General features: G+C 67.5%; 9 protein-coding genes and 1 pseudogene. 5 read left to right on the top strand and 5 right to left on the bottom strand.

Translation table 11 applies throughout. From position 1 onward, the window contains the following. Positions 1-10 precede the first annotated feature (10 nt). Complete coding sequence (locus tag EO141_RS01460) at positions 11-991, bottom strand: GGDEF domain-containing protein (protein ID WP_164738999.1); 981 nt, start codon at positions 989-991, stop codon at positions 11-13. 229 nt (positions 992-1,220) lie between these two features. Beyond that, positions 1,221-2,708 carry a SulP family inorganic anion transporter gene (locus EO141_RS01455; protein ID WP_127168338.1) on the bottom strand — a complete coding sequence of 496 codons (1,488 nt, stop codon included), beginning with the start codon at positions 2,706-2,708 and terminating at the stop codon, positions 1,221-1,223. 211 nt (positions 2,709-2,919) lie between these two features. Here EO141_RS01455 and EO141_RS01450 point away from each other — a divergent pair, with 211 nt between their 5' ends. Both EO141_RS01450 and EO141_RS01445 read left to right on the top strand, forming a co-directional pair. Then, on the top strand, positions 2,920-4,362 hold the full coding sequence (locus EO141_RS01450) for a glycoside hydrolase family 5 protein (protein WP_127168337.1): 1,443 nt from the start codon (positions 2,920-2,922) through the stop codon (positions 4,360-4,362). Between the two features lie 307 nt (positions 4,363-4,669). Continuing rightward, the gene (locus EO141_RS01445) at positions 4,670-6,802 is read left to right on the top strand and encodes a methyl-accepting chemotaxis protein (protein WP_181116424.1); all 2,133 of its coding nucleotides are present in this window, start codon (positions 4,670-4,672) and stop codon (positions 6,800-6,802) included. A 534-nt stretch (positions 6,803-7,336) separates the two neighbouring features. Here the strand turns inward: EO141_RS01445 and EO141_RS01435 are convergent. Continuing rightward, positions 7,337-10,009, bottom strand: a pseudogene (locus EO141_RS01435) (PAS domain S-box protein). A 383-nt stretch (positions 10,010-10,392) separates the two neighbouring features. Between EO141_RS01435 and EO141_RS01430 the strand changes: the two are divergent. Beyond that, the gene (locus EO141_RS01430) at positions 10,393-13,272 is read left to right on the top strand and encodes a pitrilysin family protein (RefSeq protein ID WP_127168336.1); all 2,880 of its coding nucleotides are present in this window, start codon (positions 10,393-10,395) and stop codon (positions 13,270-13,272) included. A 314-nt stretch (positions 13,273-13,586) separates the two neighbouring features. Further along, complete coding sequence (locus EO141_RS01425) at positions 13,587-14,534, top strand: GAF domain-containing protein (RefSeq protein WP_104649251.1); 948 nt, start codon at positions 13,587-13,589, stop codon at positions 14,532-14,534. 935 nt (positions 14,535-15,469) lie between these two features. Here EO141_RS01425 and EO141_RS01405 read toward each other — a convergent pair. Both EO141_RS01405 and EO141_RS01400 read right to left on the bottom strand, forming a co-directional pair. Next, positions 15,470-16,483, bottom strand: coding sequence for a hypothetical protein (locus EO141_RS01405; protein ID WP_164738998.1), 1,014 nt, complete (start codon positions 16,481-16,483; stop codon positions 15,470-15,472). A gap of 274 nt (positions 16,484-16,757) precedes the next feature. Beyond that, on the bottom strand, positions 16,758-17,510 hold the full coding sequence (locus EO141_RS01400) for a DNA-formamidopyrimidine glycosylase family protein (RefSeq protein WP_104649252.1): 753 nt from the start codon (positions 17,508-17,510) through the stop codon (positions 16,758-16,760). 107 nt (positions 17,511-17,617) lie between these two features. On the opposite strand from EO141_RS01400, the gene EO141_RS01395 reads away from it, so the two are divergent. Then, positions 17,618-18,400: a DUF72 domain-containing protein gene (locus EO141_RS01395; protein WP_127168335.1), complete on the top strand. Its 783-nt coding sequence runs from the start codon at positions 17,618-17,620 to the stop codon at positions 18,398-18,400. Positions 18,401-18,848 lie beyond the last annotated feature (448 nt).

Genomic DNA, 18,848 nt, shown 5'->3' with positions numbered 1-18,848 from the left:
CCGATGCGTCTCAGAACAGGTCGACGCTGCCGACCTGCTGGGCAACCTGCCGCATCTGCCCGCTGGCCACCAGTTCGGCGTAGACCTCGGCGCGGTTGCGGCCATGCTGCTTTGCCCAGTACAGCGCCTTGTCGGCCTCGTCGAGCAACTGGCTGATCAGCCGGCCGTCGGTCAGCTCGACGATGCCGGCGCTGAGCGTGACCTTGCCGACCTGCGGAAATACATGCTCGGCCACCGCCACGCGGAAGCGCTCGAACAACGCCACCGCCGTGTCGCGATCCACTCCGCGCAACACGATCACGAACTCTTCGCCACCGAAGCGGAACAGCAGGTCGTCCTGACGGAAGCAGCGCTGCATCAACTGGGCCACCAGCAGCAGCACCTCGTCGCCATACAGATGGCCGAAGCCGTCGTTGACGCGCTTGAAGTGGTCGATGTCCACGATCCCCAGCCACACGCCTTCGCTGGCCGCTGCATCCGCGCCACCGGAGAACAGGCGCAGGATCACATCGTCGAAGGTCTTGCGATTGCGCAGGCCGGTCAACGCATCGCGCTGGGCATCGTCGAGCAGGCTGCGGTAATTCTGGAAGAAACGTGCGAAGCCCTGCAGCATCACCTGCTCGGCGGCGCCGGGTGCGCGCGTGCCGCCCACGCGCAGGCAGGTGCGGATCCCGCGTGCTTCCATCATCGGATACACCAGCAACGCGCGGCCGTCCTGCTGCAACTGCACCACATCGCCCGGCCCGTGCAGGTCGGCCAGCTGCGTGCGCAGGTGCGCGTCGTGGATGTCGGCCACCGTCAGCGACAGCCGGCCATCCTCGCGCAGCCGCGTCTCGGCCATGGTGCGGCCATCCGGGGCGATGCGCAGCAACGACAGCTCCTCGGACGCGCAGACCTCGCGCATGGTGCGCAACAGGCTCAGATCGAGCAGATCGGCGTCGCGGATGGCGGTCAGGTCCACCATGCGTTCCAGCAACGGTGCCGTGGTCATTGCCGCACCATCCCGCGGGCGGACGCAGGCCCGCAGCGCCGGTCACGGCACGCGGGCACACCTCTCGGGCTGGAACGCACTGGCATCACGACGGGTTACCGGCAATCTCGATGCCGGTTCATCGGCGCTGCGCGCGCGAACTTGAGTCTGCCCGCCGGCGGCCGCCGCGCACGGCCAGCCGGCGTACACGGATGTGCAGGCGCGCGACAGGCCTGCATCCCTGCGCCGCTCAGGGCAATGCGGACTCCAGCGCATCGTCGCCCAGCGCGTGCGCCTGCATCAGCCGCCGGCTGCCGGCATTCAGGCCTTTGACCTGGACCTCCAGCCCATGGTGGCGCAGCCGCTGTACCACCTTGTCCAGCGCCGCCACCGCGGTGATGTCCCAGAAATGCGCGCGGCTGACATCGATCACCACCGCGCGACCAGGCACCTGGCGCGCGTCGAAGGCGTCGATGAACACGTCGGCCGAGGCGAAGAACACCTGCCCGCGCACGTGGTAGGTGCGCACGCCTTCGTCGCCGTCGCTGTGCGTGATCTGCAGCAGCCCGGCCACCTTGAAGGTGAAGAACACACCGCTCAGCACCACGCCCACCGCCACGCCGGCGGCCAGGTTGCGGGTGGCCAGGGTCACCGCCACGGTGGCCAGCATCACCACGCTGGAGGTGCGCGGATGGGTGACCACGGTGCGCAGCGAACGCCAGTCGAAGGTCTCGGCCGAGACCATCACCATGATCGCCACCAAGGCGATCACCGGTACCTGCGAGACCCACGGCTTGAGCAGCACCATCAGGATCAGCAGGAACACGCCGGCGAACAGGGTCGAAAGACGGCCGCGCCCGCCGTACTTCACGTTGCCCACGGTCTGCCCGATCATGCCGCAGCCGGCGATGCCGCCGAACAGACTGGCAGCGGTGTTGGCCAGGCCCAGCCCGGTGCACTCGCGGTTCTTGTTGCTCGGAGTGTCGGTGAGTTCGTCCACCACGCGTGCGGTCATCAGCGATTCGAGCAGCCCCACCATCGCAATGGCCAGCGCCGGCAAGGCGATGATGCGCAAGGTCTCCAGCGTCAGCGGCACCGCCGGCCATTGCAGGAATGGCAGCGCGTCGGGCAGCTTGCCCAGGTCTGCCACCGTCTCCAGCGGCAGATGCAGGGCCGAGCCCAGCAGCGTCAGCACCAGGATGCACAGCAACGGCGACGGAATCGCCGACACGCCCGGCAGCGGCAGCCGTGGCAGGCCGTAGATGATGAGCAGGCCCAACGCCAACATGCCCCAGGTGGCCAGGTTGGCGTGCTGCAGATGCGGCAGCTGCGCGGCAAAGATCAGCACCGCCAACGCATTGACGAAGCCGGTGCGCACCGAGCTGCTGACAAAGCGCATCAGCACGCCCAGCCGCAACAGGCCGAACAGGATCTGCACCGCACCGGCCAGCAGCCCGGCCGCCAGCAGATAGGGCAAGCCGTGTGCGGCCACCAGCGGTGCGGCCACCAGGGCCACCGACCCGGCCGCGGCGGAAATCATCGCCGGGCGCCCGCCGAAGAACGCGATGACGATCCCGATCACGAACGACGCGAACAGCCCCACCTGCGGGTCGACACCGGCCACGAACGCAAAGGCGATCACTTCGGGAATCAGCGCAAAGGTGGCGACCGCACCGGCCATCAGTTCGCGCGCAGGCGAGGCGCGCCATTGCGCCAGTTCGGCACGCAGGAAAGACATTGGAAGACACTCCGGGGACAGAAAGGACAGCCTGCGGACAGGCCACAACGGCGATAGTGTGCGCGAAAGCGAACCGGCCCGCAGCCGGCGTGTGATCGGTGCGGCAATGCGCCTTTCTGTGGGCCGGATCACGCCAAACGGCGCAGCCGCGGACCAAGATGCCCCCCTCACCGGGTTCGGGTGTCGAGCCGGGTTCGCTAGGGAGACCACCATGTCCATCTTCAGGACTGCACGTACGCTCGCACTGGCCACGGCGCTGGCGCTCGCCGCCGCACCGGCCTTCAGCTACTCCATCAGCAACAACAAGATCGTCGACGACAGCGGCAAGGTGGTCCAGCTCAAGGGCGTCAACGTATTCGGTTTCGAGACCGGCAACCATGTCATGCATGGCCTGTGGGCACGCAACTGGAAGGACATGATCAACCAGATGCAGGGCCTGGGCTTCAACGCCGTGCGTCTGCCGTTCTGCCCGGCCACCCTGCGCAGCAGCACGATGCCGACCAGCATCGACTACAGCCTCAATGCCGATCTGCAGGGCCTGAGCTCGCTGCAGATCCTGGACAAGGTGATCAACGAATTCAACGCACGCGGCATGTACGTGCTGCTGGATCACCACACCCCCGACTGCGCTGCCATCTCCGAGCTCTGGTACACCGGCTCGTATTCCGAAGCGCAGTGGCTGGACGATCTGCGCTTTGTCGCCAACCGCTACAAGAACGTGCCCAGCGTGATCGGCCTGGACCTGAAGAACGAGCCGCACGGTGCCGCGACCTGGGGCACCGGCAACGCGGCCACCGACTGGAACAAGGCCGCCGAGCGCGGTTCGGCCGCGGTACTGGCGGTGGCGCCCAAATGGATCATCGCGGTGGAAGGCATCACCGACAATCCGGTCTGCTCGACCAATGGCGGCATCTTCTGGGGCGGCAATCTGCAGCCGCTGGCCTGCACCCCGTTGAACATTCCGGCCAACCGGCTGCTGCTGGCACCGCATGTGTACGGGCCGGACGTGTACGCGCAGGCGTACTTCAACGACAGCACGTTCCCCAACAACATGCCTGCGATCTGGGACCGTCACTTCGGCCAGTTCGCCGGCACGTATGCGCTGCTGCTGGGCGAATTCGGCGGCAAGTATGGCGAAGGCGACGCACGCGACAAGGTCTGGCAGGACGCGCTGGTGCAGTACCTGCGCAGCAAGGGCATCAACGAAGGCTTCTACTGGTCGTGGAATCCCAACAGCGGCGACACCGGCGGCATCCTGCGCGACGACTGGACCAGCGTGCGCGAAGACAAGATGGCGCTGCTGCGGACGCTGTGGGGCACGCTGAGCAGCACCACGCCGACGCCCGCACCTACTCCTACTCCGACTCCGACCCCCACACCGACACCGACGCCGACACCCAGCGGCAGCTTCAGCACCAAGGTGAGCGTGGACAGCCAGTGGAACGGCGGCTACTGCAATCGCGTGCAGGTCACCAATACCGGCACCGCCAGCGGCACCTGGGCGATCTCGCTGCCGGTCACCGGTACCGTCAACAATGCCTGGAACGTCACCTGGTCGCAGAGCGGCAGCACGCTCAAGGCCAGCGGTGTGGACTTCAACCGCACCCTGGCGGCCGGTGCGACGGCCGAGTTCGGCTTCTGCGCGGCAGGCTGATGCAATAAGGCGGTCACGCAGTGCGTGTCCGCCGCTGCTTGCACGCTGCCGACAGTCTGCAAGTCACCAATGTCGCGTCACCCATCGATCGCTGGATCGATGCCCATGACCTTGTAGGAGCGCCCCCGGGCGCAATGGGGCGTTATCGATAACGCCCCATCGCGCCCCGGGGGCGCCCCTACATTGCAGCTGTCGCAAGCGAACGCTGCCGCAATTAGCATTCAATCCGCATGTGAATCAGCCGCTATCCAAGACATAGCGCCTTGCGCGCGTTCTGGATCTCGTTGCCATGCCTGTCGTGTCCCTGTTGCGTCGTCACGTTGCCAATCTCCCGCTCACCCGCAAGTTCGTCCTGCTGTGCAGCTTGTTGACGGTGGGCGTGATCCTGCTGGCAGTGGCCGCGGCACGCCTGCAGTATCTGGACCTGATCGAGGCGCGCAAGCTCAGCGTCAAGACCGAGGTGGAAATGGGCCTGACCGTGATGCAGCACTATGCCGACAAGGCCAAGGCCGGCGAACTGACGGTCGAACAGGCCAAGGAAGCTGCGCGCACCACGCTGGCGGACATGCGCACCAACGACGGCGTGGACTACTTCTTCATCGTCGACCCGCAGATGCGCATCCTGATGCATCCCAAGCGCGCCGTCGGCACCGACATGAGCGACTACAAGAGCGATGCCGGGCAGTACGTCTATCGTGACATCAAGACCGCGATCGAGCGCGGCGACGGCTTCAGTTACTACGATGCGCCCAAGCCGGGCAAGCAGGAACAGCTGCCCAAGATCAGCTATGCCAAGACCTTTCCGGCCTGGAACTGGGTGCTGGTGATGGGCGTGTACGCCGAGGACATCCAGGTGCAGGCCTGGGGTTTCACCCGCACCCTGACCTTGATCGGCGGCGCCCTGGTGGCCATGGTGATCGGCCTGTGCTGGTTGATCGCCTCGGCGATGGCGGCACCGCTGCGCGCAGCATCGCGCACCGCCGAGGCGATTGCCTCGGGCCACTTCGATAACGATATCCGGGTCGAGTCGCGCGACGAAACCGGCCAGCTGATGCACAGCATGCAGCAGATGCAGACCCAATTGCAGCGCTTCAACGGCGAGATGCAGACCATGATCCGGCTGCAGCAGGGCGAGAACATCGCGCACCGCATTCCGGAGGATTTCCCCGGCGATTACGGCACCCTGGCGCACGGCGTGAACACGGTGGTATTCGAGCATCTGGATGCCATCAACGAGGCGATGGACCTGATGGGCGAGTATGGCCGTGGCGATCTGCGCCGCGACATGCGCCGCCTGCCCGGCCAGCGCGCGGCGCTGCATGAGGCGCTGGATACGGTGAAGGGCAATCTGTCGGCGATCAACAGCGACATCGCACGCCTGGCCGATGCGGCCGCGCGCGGCGACTTCTCCGCACGCGGCGAGCAGGCGCGCTACCAGTTCGCGTTCGCCGAGATGGTGCAGGCCTTGAACCGGCTGATGCAGCAGGCCGATGCAGGCCTGGACGATGTCGGCCGCATCATGGCCGCGATTGCCGATGGCGACCTGTCGCAGCGGGTGGAATCGCATTACGAGGGCGCATTCGGCCGCCTGGCCAATGCGGCCAACCGCACCGCGATCCAGCTGACCACCATCGTGCAGGGCATCCAGCACTCGGCCGAGATGATCAACACCGCCGCCGGCGAGATCGCCAGTGGCAATGCCGACCTGTCCACGCGTACCGAGCATCAGGCCGCGAACCTGGAAGAAACCGCCGCGTCGATGGAAGAACTCACCTCCACCGTGCGCCAGAACGCCGACAACGCGCGCCAGGCCAATCAGCTGGTCAAGGGCACCGGCGAGGTGGCCGAGAGCGGTGGGCGCGTGGTGCAGGAAGTGGTCACCACCATGCAGGCGATCACGCAATCGTCGGCGCGCATCTCCGACATCATCGGGGTGATCGACGGCATCGCGTTCCAGACCAATATCCTGGCCCTGAATGCGGCGGTGGAAGCGGCACGCGCCGGTGAGCAGGGCCGCGGATTTGCGGTGGTGGCCACCGAAGTGCGCGCACTGGCGCAGCGTTCGGCCGGCGCCGCCAAGGAGATCAAGCAGCTGATCTCCGATTCGGTGGAAAAAGTGGCGCAGGGCTCGGACCTGGTGCAGCAGGCCGGCAGCACGATGACCGAGGTGGTCAGCTCGGTGAAGCGGGTGACCGACATCATGGCCGAGATCACCGCCGCCAGCACCGAGCAAAGCGCCGGCATCGAGCAGGTCAGCACCACGGTGATGCAGCTGGATGAAATGACCCAGCAGAACGCGGCGCTGGTGGAAGAAGCCACCGCCGCGGCACGCAGCATGGAAGATCAGGCGGCGGATCTGACGCGCGCCGTGGCGGTGTTCCGCCTGGTGCCGCAGCAGGCTGCGCTGCCGCAACGACGCTCGGTCGTGCAGGCGGCTTGATCGATGGGGTGATCGCCCGCGTTTTTGCGCGGCGGGAAGAAACGGCAGGCACGGCACTGGTGCGCCTGCCTGGGAGCAGCGGATCGGGGGCGGCGGATCGGGGGCGCGGTGATCCGGACAACGCATGCCCCTGTCCTGCTCGTAACCATGCGCACCGACCCTTCTGACGGGTCCTTGCCTGCCCGCCGTCGCGGGACCTTACGCGGCATGGATGCCGCGTAAGAGCTTACAGGGACGTACTTGCAGCGTGTCCCGCGATGGTGGGCGGGCAAGGGACCTGCAGCCAGGCCGCAGATCAGCCGCTCTGCACTCGACGCATCCATACGGTTATCGCCTCTAAACACGACAGGGATCTAGAGCTTCAACGCCGCGGACAGTGACCATCGATCGATGCGATTGCATTGCCAGCGCCACATCGATCCGTGCAACGCGCACTTCTGACTGACGCGACTTTATGGGCAGGGCATGCCCTCATCCGCCCTTCGGGCACCTTCTCCCGGAGGGGGAGAAGGCAATAGTGCTGGATGCATTGCGTCAGCGCGAGGCGTCGCGTCCGGTGGGGGCGGTGGCGTTGCCGCAGCGGGCGCGTTTGGCGGCGTACATCGCTTCGTCTGCCGCATGCATCAGGCTGGCAGCGTCGGCGTGTTGGCCGTGTTGCCAGGCGACGCCGATGCTTGGGTGGATCGGCAGATGCTGCTCCCCGAACACGGCGCCCGCTGCGGCCGCGGTGCGAATCCGTTCTGCCATTGCGGCGCATTCGGTCTGCGGATCCTGCAGGTCGTCCAGCAACACCACGAACTCGTCGCCGGCCAGGCGTGCCACCAGATAGCGGCTGCCTGCGGCCTGCTGCAGGCAGCGGCCGAAGGCGACCAGCACCGCGTCGCCGGCACGGTGGCCATGGACATCGTTGATGCGTTTGAAGCCGTCCAGGTCCAGGAACATCACCGCGACCGCGCACTGCTGCTGTTGCGCCTGGGTCACCGCGACCTGCAGCGCCTCGGACCAGGCGTGGCGATTCGGCAGGCCGGTCAGGGCATCGCGGGTGGCGCGTTCGTGCATCAGCCGGTGCAGGGACTTGTGCGCAGTGACATCGTGCGCCATCAGGAAGAATCCCTGCGCCTGCGTCGCCGTGCCCTGCACTTCCGGCACCAGGGTGATTTCCACATCGCGCGGTGTCGCACCGCCACGCAGGACGTGTTCGAAGCTGGCCCGTTGCCCGGTGCTCACCTGCGCCAGCGCAGCGCGCGCGTCCGCACCGAGGTCCTCGCCCAGCACCTGGGTGATCGTGGAGCCGACCAGGCTGGCCGGCTCCACGCCGAGCCAGTCGCGATGCGCCTGGTTGGCGAACAGGCAGCGCTGCGCGGCATCGTAGTGCCCCACCAGGGTGGGCGTGGCATCGCTGATCGCACGCAGCCGCGCTTCGCTTTCGGCCAGGCGTTCGGCGGCGACATGGCGTTCGGTGACGTCCTGGATCTGCGAGACGAAATGCACCGGCGCGCCGCTGCTGTCGCGCACCAGCGACACCGACAGCTGCGCCCAGATCAGCGCGCCCTGCTGGCTGATGTAGCGCTTGGCCAGGCTGTAGTTGTCGCGTTTGCCGTCGATCAGCTCTTCCACCAGGCGCAGGTCCACATCCAGGTCGTCCGGATGCGTGATGGTCTGGAAGGTGGTGCGCAACAACTGCTCACGCGGATATCCCAGGATGCTGCACAGCGACGGGTTGACGTCGCGCCAGGCGCCGTCCAGCGAGACGATCGCCATGCCCTGCGGGGCGGTTTCGAACGCCCCCCTGAAGTGTTCCGCCGCCAGCTGCGCGGCGGCCTGCGCCTGCAGCTCGGCGGTGACGTCGATGGCCATGGCCAGGTAGCCGGACACCCCCTGCTGCGCGTCGTGGATGATGTTGAAGCACAGCCGTACGCGCCGCAATCCGCCGTCTTTTCGCACCAGGGTCCAGATTTCTTCTTCCAGCTGATCGCCCGCGGCGGCGGCGGCCAGCTTGAGGTAGGACGGCGGCGACAACGCCAGCGTGGCCATGTGCCGCTCCAGCTCGGCCGGCAGATGGAACTGCGCCGGGCAGCTGCCCACCACCTCGTCCGCCGCGTAGCCCAGCAGGCGTTCGGCACCGGGATTGAACAATTCGATGCGCCCATTCGGGTCGAACGCGATGATCGCCACATCCTGCGAAGCGTCCACCAGCGACTGCAGGCGTGCGCGCTCGCCCGCCAACGCAGCCGAGGCATCGCGCAGTTGGGTGATGTCATGCATCACGCACACGGCACCCAGGGCAACGCCCTGGTCGCTGACCACCGGATCGGCATTGCACAGCACGCTGCGTGCCGGCTGGCCGGTGGAGCGGATCACCATCTCGGCATTGCGCACGTGCTCGCCGGCCCAGGCGCGCACCAGCGGAATGGCCTCGGTGGGCAGCAGCGCACTGCCGTCGGCAGTGTAGAGGTCGAAGTGCTGCGCCCATTGCGATGGCGGCAACAGGCGCGGATCGGTGCCGTGCCATTGCCGCGCGGCGTGGTTGAACTCATGCAGCAGCCCGTCGCTGTCGCAAGACACCACGCCATCGGGCATGGCTTCCAGCAGGCGGCTCAGGGTCTGCCGCTGCGCTTGCGCGGCCAGCCGGTCGCGGCGCGCCTCCAGTTGGCTGACCGCCTGGCGCGCCAGACGGATCAGGCCTTGCTTCTGGCTCTCGTCGAGCAGGCGCGACTGGGTGCTGAGCGTACACAGGGTGCCGTAGGCATAGCCTTCGCGGCCGATCAGCGGCACGCCCACATACGAGCGTACCCCTGGCGCGGCGGTGACCAGCGGGTTGCGCGCAAAACGCGCATCGGCCACGGCATCGGGCACTTCCAGCAGCTCGGTCCCCATCACCGTATAGGAACAGAACGACATGGCGCGCGGGGTGCCTTCCAGATCGGTGCCGCAACGTGCCTTGAACCACTGGCGGTCGGCGTCCAGCAGCGACACCAGCGCCATCGGGGCGCCGGTGATGTGTGCAGCCAGCCAGGCGATATCGTCGAACTCGGCCTCCGGCTCGGTGTCCAGCACCCCCAACCGACGTACCGCCTCCACGCGCAAGGCGTCGTCGGCGGGAACGGGCACGGGCGGCAACAGGACAGTCATGGCGTGGTCGGCAGGTCAGGTCTGGGCAAGGTAGGTCGCCCCAGGTAACGGCGAAGCGACGGGCAACTTGAGCATGTGCGGCCGGGCCTGCTTGATGGCTGGTCAGCGCGCGGTCGCCGTGCCCGCCGGCCGATCCGCTGGCATCTGAATGTCGCAAGGCTTCGCTGCTCGGCCCGGTGCACTTGCCGTGCCTGCGCAATCGACCGCGCCCGGCGGGGGAGCGAATGACCCAGGCCACCTGCACCCGCCTTGCCGTCAGGCCCGGGTTGGGATCGGGGGCCGCTCCGGCACGCCGAAGGTGCCCGGTCCGACCGCCGCGCCCTGGCCGACGCCCGAGCCGGCCTCGCTCACCTGCCGCCCTGCCGGCACCCGCACATGCCCCCCCCTGCCGGACAGCATTTGCGACGCCGCCAGCCAGCCACTACCCTCGGCCGATTGTCTTGCCCCTGGAGTGTCACATGCTGCGTCCGCTGTCCCTGTTGATCGCCGGTGTGCTCGGCGCCGCTGCCGGTCCCGTTGCCCCCGCCGTCGCGGCCGCCCCGGCCAGCCTGTCCAAGCCTGCGGCCAGCAGTGCCATCCCCGAGATCGGCTACACCCGCTTCACCCTGCCCAACGGCCTGACCGTGGTGGTGCACGAAGACCACAAGGCGCCGGTGGTGGCGGTGAGCATCTGGTACCACATCGGTTCCGGTGACGAGCCGGCCGGCAAGACCGGCTTTGCGCACCTGTTCGAGCACCTGATGTTCTCCGGCTCGGAAAACAACAAGGGCAGCTTCTTTGCGCCGCTGGAAAAGGTCGGCACCACCGACATGAACGGCACCACCTGGTTCGACCGCACCAACTACTTCGAGACCGTGCCGACCACTGCGCTGGACACCGCGCTGTGGCTGGAATCGGACCGCATGGGCCACCTGCTTGGCGCGATCGGCCAGGAAGAACTCGACACCCAGCGCGGCGTGGTGCAGAACGAGAAGCGCCAGGGCGAGAACCGCCCCTACGGCCGCGTGGACCAGAACATCCTGTCCAACCTGTTCCCGGCCAACCATCCGTACCAGCACGACACCATCGGCTCGATGGAAGACCTGGACGCGGCCTCGCTGGCCGACGTCAAACAGTGGTTCAACGACAACTATGGCGCCGCCAACACCACCCTGGTGCTGGCCGGCGACATCACCGTGGCGCAGGCACGCGCCAAGGCGCTGCAGTACTTCGGCGACATTCCGTCCGGCAAGCCGGTGGCACGCCAGCAGCCGTGGGTGACCCCGCTGGCCGCGCAGAAGCGTGGCGTGCAGCACGACCACGTCTCGCAGCCGCGCATCTATCGCACCTGGGTGGCGCCGCAACTGGGCAGCGATGCGGCGATCCAGCTGGATCTGGCCACCACCGTGCTCGGCGGCGGCAAGACCTCGCGGCTGTATCAGCGCCTGGTCTATCAGGACAATCTGGTCGATGACGTGTCCGCGGCGATCCAGCCGTTCGCGCTGTCCAGCCAGGTGCAGATCCAGGCCGACGTGAAGGACGGCGTGGACCCGGCCAAGGTGGAGGCGATCATCGACGAGGAACTCAGGAAGTTCATCGCCCAGGGCCCGACCGCCGACGAACTGCAGCGCGCGCAGGTGGCCTACCGCGCCGGCTTCGTGCGCGGGCTGGAAAAGGTCGGCGGCTTCGGTGGCAAGGCGGTGATCCTGGCCGAGGGCCAGGTCTATCGCGGCGACCCGGGCGCCTACAAGCAGGATCTGCAGCGCGGCCAGGCCGCCACCGTGGACAGCGTAAAGCAGACCGCCGCCACCTGGTTCGGCAAGGGCGACTACCTGCTCACCGTGCTGCCGGCCGGCAAGGGCTTCGACCCCGCCGCCGAAGACAAGGCGGTGGTCGCACGTGGCGCCGAACCCGGCAAGCCGGCGCCCAAGCTGCCGGCCGCCGGCAAGTACAACGTCACCGCCTCCACGCTGGACCGCGGCAAGGGCGTGCCGCAGACCAGCCAGTTCCCCGACCTGAGCTTCCCGCAATTGCAGCGCGGCAAGTTGAAGAACGGCATCGAGGTGATCCTGGCCGAGCGCCACACCATCCCGGTCACCCAGGTGGAGCTGCTGTTCGATGCCGGTTATGCGGCCGACCAGGGCAACAAGCTCGGTACCGCCAGCTTCAGCGCCGCGCTGATGAACGAGAGCACCGCGGCGCTGGATTCGGTGGAAGTGGCGCAGCGTCGCCAGCGCCTGGGCGCGATCACCGCGGTCGGCTGCGACCTGGACAGCTGCAGCGCCTCGCTGGATGCGCTCAACGACCAGCTGCAGCCGTCGCTGCAATTGTTCTCCGACATCGTGCGCAACCCGGCCTTCAAGGCTGCCGACATCGAGCGCATCCGCGGCCAGTGGCTGGCCGGCATTGCGCAGGAAAAGACCCAGCCCAACAGCCTGGCGCTGCGTGCGCTGCCGCCGTTGCTGTTCGGCCAGAACCACCCCTACGGCATCCCGCTCACCGGCAGTGGCACCGAGGCGGCGATCAAGAGCCTCAACGCCCAGGACCTGCAGGCCTTCCACCGCCAGTGGCTGCGTCCGGACAACCTGCGCATCCTGGTGGCCGGCGACACCACGCTGGCGCAGATCATCCCGCAGCTCGATGCCGCCTTCGGCGACTGGAAGGCGCCGGCCACGCCCTTGCCGAAGAAGAACCTGGTCAACGTCGCCGCGCAGCCCAAGCCGCGCGTGTACCTGATCAACCGGCCGGATGCGCCGCAGTCGGTGATCCTGGCCGGCCTGCTCGCACCGTCCACCAAGGCGCCGGACAACCTGGCGATCGGCGTGGCCAACGGCGCCTTCGGCGGCACCTTCACCTCGCGCCTGAACATGAACCTGCGCGAGAACAAGCGCTGGGCCTACGGCGCCGGCACCCGCATGCTGGATGCGCAGGGCCAGCGGCCGTACATGTTCTCCGCGCCGGTGCAGACCGACAAGACCGCCGAGTCGGCCAACGAGATCCTCAAGGAAGCCACCGCGGTCATCGGCGACAAGCCGCTGACCTCCGACGAGATCGAGAAGATCAAGAACCAGCGCATCCGCGCCCTGCCCGGCAGCTTCGAAACCACCGGCGCGGTGCTGGGTGCGATCGAGGGCATCGTGCAGTTCGACCGCCCCGACGATTACGTGCAGACGCTCAAGCCGCGCCTGGAAGCGATCGACCAGCCGGCCGCGCAGGCCGCCATCAAGGACATCATCGCCCCCAACGCGATGACCTGGGTGATCGTGGGCGACCTGAAAAAGATCGAGGCCCCGGTGCGGGCGCTCAAGCTCGGTGAGGTGCAGGTGCTGGACGTGGACGGCAAGCCGGTCAAGCGCTGAGGCTGGTCAGTCGCACACCGACGGCGCGGCCTGCGAGCCGCGCCGTCGCCAGGTGCGCGGTACGCAATGGCGTGTGTGCGTCTCAGTACCCGGCTCCTGCGCGCAAGACGCAGGCGGCCCACGCGGGCTGGCAAGCTGGCCCCCGGCGCTTCAGCCCGCCGGTTCCTGCTTCCTCGCCTGCGCAGTGCGACATGGATGCGGATCCGGATCCGCCCGTGAGGTCACGCCAGGGCGCGTGGCCGATATCCACGCCGCGTTATCGGCAGCGCCGGTATCGTGGCATCTTTCTCGTTCGCGCTTGCCCGGCTTATTCGATGAAGCACATGCCCCCGGCTGACGAAGCCTCTCGCCAACAGGTCCTGGACGGCTATCGCATCGTCGACAGCCTGCCCGAGGACACCTACCAAGACATCGTGCAGGTGGCGGCCTCGCTGTGCGACACACCGATCGCCCTGATGTCGCTGGTCGACCGCGACCGCCAATGGTTCAAGGCCCAGCTCGGCCTGGGCATGCAGCAGACCGACCGCAGCCAGGCGGTGTGCGATCACGCCATCCGCAGCCCCGAGCAACTGATGGAAGTGCCCGACCTCACCCAGGACAGCCGCTTTGCGGACGTCTCGGTCGTCACCGGCGAGACCGGTGCGCGCTTCTATGCCGGCATGCCGCTGGTCACCTCCGACGGCGTGGCCCTGGGCACGGTCTGCGTGCTCGACACCGAGCCGCGCACGCTCACCGACATGCAACGCACCGGGCTGCAGGCATTGGCACGCGTCACCATGCGCCTGCTGGACGAGCGCAAGCGCGAGTTGCAGCTCGAGCGCGAAGCGATCCTGCAGCCGGTGGCACCGGTTGCCATCGCGGCGGCCGCCGACACCGGCTATTACCTGGTGATCCTGGAAGTGCAGGAACTGGCCGCGCTGGCCGAAAAACAAAGCGAGCGGCTGCTGGGCCGCGCCTTGCAACAGCTCGACCAGGCCCTGGCAGCGCAGGCACAAGCCGACGGCGACAGCGTGGACCGGGTGACCGACAGTGCCGAATTCATCGCCGTGCTGCGCGGCGCAGATGCCGAACAGAAGCTGCAGCGCCTGCGTGATATCGCCCACCAACAGCATGCCCACGGGCTGACGGTGCTGATCGGCCAGGCGCAGGCAACCCGCGGCGACGAGCCGATCGGGCAGGTGTTCTTGCGTGCGGAAGTCGCGCTGAGCGCGGAAAAGGACCGTTACCGCCAGAGTCTGGCGCAGGATGGACTCAGCGCCTGATGTAGCGCGGGCGACAGTCCGGCTGCCGGCTGATCCGCCGTTTCATAGACGTGCCCTCACACCTTCCGCTGCGCGCCTCCAACCGCGCTTGCGGCGCGGGCGCTCCAAGGCACACGCGCCCTCGCCGCGAAAGCCGTGCCTTCTCGCCCCGGCGGGGGGTCTAGTTGCGATATCTGACGAAGACTGCCTACTTCTTCAATTACTGCCTTACTGCTTCAATTCCTGTCGGGACACTTCCCTTCTCCCACCGGGAGAAGGTGGCGCGCAGCGCCGGATGAGGGTGCGGTTGCTACGCGCTGGTGCGGCGCGCTTGGCGTGCAAGCTTTCATAGCTCCTGGCTGTTTCCGACCACACCACCTTCCTCACTCGTCCACTTCCACTTCGCGCGGCGACCAGGTGATTGAGCGGTGTGGGTGAGTCGGCTGCAGAGCCGCGGATCTGCGGTTTGGCTGCAGGGCACTTGCCCGCTCACCATCGCAGGACACGCCGCAAGTACGTCCTTCTAGGCTCTTACGCGGCATCCATGCCGCGTAAGAGCCTGCGACGGTAGGCGGGCAAGGACCAGTCGGGATGGTCGGTGTGCATGGCAAGAGCGGTGCCGGATGCGTCTTGTTCGATCATCGAAGCATCGGCTCCAGGTCTGATGCACACCGCACGACAGACAGCTTTTCAGATGAGCGCCGACCAACTATCTGGTGCGGTGCCCTCGCCGGTTGCGGGACCGTGTGGCGGCATGGATGACGCCACCGAGCCCCCAGGGACGGGTTCACGGCGTGTCCCGCAGACGGTAAGGGCGCCGCGCACGCGACTTACCGAGCTGTTGACTACACCCAGATACCGCGACGCCCTGACATTCAGTCGTCTTGTCAGCAGCGTTCTAAAGGTGCTGTCAGCCACCTACAGCGCAGCGCAGGCAAACGCGCTCACCGAACCACTCACCCGATCGCGCACTGCTTCAACTGGCGGTCCGCATACCACAGCGCGCGGCGGGCCAGGTCGTAGGCGCTATCGGCCTGGCGCGGCAGCATCTGCGCGGCCATCACCGGGTCGGCGCCGTTGTTCAAGGCGTGTTCGGCGCGTTCCAGGTCGCCCAGATGCGTACGCACCGGCGACAACAGGGATTTGCGCTTGGACGCATCGCAGCGCGCGCTGCGTTGTTCCAGCGCTGCCAGCGCCTCGCGGATACGGCGGCTGGCTTCGCCCTTGAGGTCGGGCGGCGTCTCGTGCGCGATCGGCGCGGCCTTGTAGGCATCGCCGGTCGCTTCGCTGCCCATCTCGGCCTGGTTGCCGGCCAACGCGGGGTTGAAGCGCACATCCGGCGGTGGCCGCGCCTTGGCCACCTGCGTCTGCGGCCCGTTGAGCATGTCGTTGAACTTCTTCATGCCGCGATTCATTTCCTGCATCGCCACATCGCCCAGCGTGCCGTCGCTCTTCCAGTCCTTGGCAAAGCGCGTGTCCTGGTACTGCACCGGATTGACCCGTTCCATCACGTTGCGCGCCTTGGCCTGCGCGCGTTCGTCGGTCATGCCCGGCGGCGCTGCGCCGCCGGGCTGCGCCATCGGGTCGACCTGCGCGTCACGCGGCATGCGCAAGCGGCCTTGCCCGGTGTAGAGCTGGGCCGCCATCGACTCGCCAGCCGGCGCATTGGCGGCCGCCACCTGCCGCTGCGGCGGCGGGGTGCGTGTCGGTGGTGGCGCACTGCGCGCGGATGAGGCCGCGGCCGGCGCAGCGCGTGGTGTGGGTTGGCGTTGCGGCGGCGGCGTCGCCGGCGCCGGCAGCGTCAATTGCGGACGCGGCACGAAATACACCTGCAAACTGTCGTCGCGTCGCACCGGGTCGCGCGGCGGCGGCATGTACAGCAACAGACAGGCAAGAAAGAACAGGATGGCGCCCGTGCATGCGACAGCAGCGACATGCGGGACAAGCGTTTCCTTCCTGCGGGTAATCACAATGCGGGAGACCGATGAGATGGGGGATGCGTGCGCGCACCGTGAACCCGGTGCAGGATGCGCAAATCTAGCGGGCGCGGCGCCAGCGCGCGTTTGAAATTCGTTGTTTGGGCGGCAAACGCCAGCCGCCATTCACATTGGCAAGCACGGCGGGTCATTGCGGCGCCTGCCAACGGCCTCAGCCACTGCCCCAACGGCACGCATCCTTCCTGCCGTGCACCGGGCGCACGCCCATCACGACCGACCACGCTCGCTGGTGCGGGACGGACCCGCTTCAGCCGTCCTCCGAGCGGTACAGCCGCTGGCAGACCTCGCAGAAGAATGCCCGCCGCCCGGCCTTGCCCAGGTGCTTGCGATACTGCAACGGCGCGCCGTCGCGCGGGCAGCTGGTTTTGGTATGCACCTGGTAATGCTTCTTCAACACGAAGGCTTTTTTCCAGGTGTAGAAATCGAAACTGTACGCGCGCGCCTGGGTGACCAGCTCGCCAAGCTTGCGCGCCGGCAACGCGCCCACCGGGCTTTCCGGATGCACACGGATGCGATGCAGCACTTCGTTCTTGATGATGTTGCCGACGCCGGCAAAGATGTCCTGGTCCAGCAATGCATCGGCGGCGAGCATGCCGGGCGCGGCGCGCAACTTGCGCCGTGCCTGCGCGCCATCCCAGTGCGGGTTCATGACATCGGCCGTCCAGTCGTAGACCTCATCCAGCGGGCGCTCGATGAACTGCACCGAGCAGGCGTAGAAATTCAGGCGCTGGCCCTTGGAAAATTCCAGACACAGGCGCGGCACCGCATTCGGCTTGTCTTCGTCGATGCGATAACTGCCGAACAACAGGAAGTGGATGCGCACGCTGAACTGCGCGCACTCGATCAGGAAGTGCTTGCCCCAGCTGCGTAACGCCAACACCTTCTGCTGCCCCAGCCGCGCGATGTCCTGCTTGCTGTTGCCGGACACGCGCAGGATCTTGCGACCGACAAACGCTTCGGTCTGTTCGCGCAGGATGACAAGGGAGGGGCCTTCTGGCATGTGCCCAGTATCGAAGTCGTCGGTGAGTCGCCCGTGAGCGCGGTGCACACGCGGCGCTGACGCGCGCGCATGCATAGAGTGCTCCCCACTGGACTTGCGCACACCCTATGCAAGCTCGTTCATCCGTCGCCCTGCCGCGCGTGCGCTGTGGCTGCGCGGGCTGGTCGATTCCGGCCGCCGACCGCGCCGCATTCGGCGATGGCACCAGCGTCTTGCAGCGCTATGCCACACGTTTTGATGCGGTGGAAATCAACTCCTCGTTCCATCGCCCGCACCGTGCCGGGACCTATGCACGCTGGGCCGACAGCGTGCCGCAGGATTTCCGCTTTTCGGTCAAGCTGCCGCGCAGCATCAGCCACGATGCACGCCTGCAGGGCACCGGCCCATTGCTGGATGCATTCCTCGCCCAGGCCGGCGCGCTGGGCACACGACTGGGCTGCCTGCTGCTGCAACTGCCGCCCAGCGCCGTCTTCGATGCGGCAGTGGCGGCCAGGTTTTTCGCAATGCTGCGGCGGCGCTGGGACGGCGGCGTGGTCTGCGAACCGCGCCATGCCAGCTGGTTCCTGCCGCAGGCACAGGCGCTGCTGGCGCGCCACCGCATCGCACGCTGCGCCGCCGACCCGGCACCGGTGCCGGACGCCGCCACATCGGGGACGACAGCCGGCCCGCAGTACTGGCGCTGGCATGGCGCACCACGCATTTACTACAGCAGCTACGACGACAGTGCGCTGCAGGCACTGGCCGACGCGGTGCGCAAGCCGGCGCACGATGCGGCGCATCCACAGGCAGAACGCTGGGTGATCTTCGACAATACCGCCGCCGGACTGGCGGTGCCCAACGCGCTGCACCTGCAACGTTTGCTGCAGACCGATCGCCGGCGCCCACGCTGACGCAAGGACACTAAGGTGCGCCTGGACCACACGAAGACGGCAGGCCGCCTGGCGTGACCCGGGCTGCCACCGGTGCAGCCCGGTGCGTCCACGCCGCCGCCATTCGCCGGGCGCGCCAGGCCGCCTGACGCCCGCCATTGCCCACGTGCACCGGCTGCCGTGCACGGGCAGCGCCGCCCCGCCGTCGCTCACTCCGCTGCGCACCCGCCGCACGCTGTGGCGCGCATCTTGCAGCAATGTCGGCAATCCGACGCGGCCTGGATGCGGCTCAAGCTGCCTCGATCCGGGCCGATAGGCCTGAATCGGCAAGGCAACCGGCGCAACCACCTGCAGTCCCGCGCCCGATCGCCTTGCTGAATCCTGTCGTCTCCGTGCGAAGTCTGTCGGCCTGCCGACCCCCTCGTCCGGCCCCGCCCGCCACTTCGGTCGTTTACCATGCCGCACGTCA

The sequence above is a fragment of the Xanthomonas sp. BRIP62415 genome (genome assembly GCF_003993515.1).
GTDB lineage: Bacteria > Pseudomonadota > Gammaproteobacteria > Xanthomonadales > Xanthomonadaceae > Xanthomonas > Xanthomonas euroxanthea.
The sequence above is the reverse complement of the archived record's forward strand: the minus strand, read 5'-3'. Positions and strand labels throughout refer to the sequence as shown.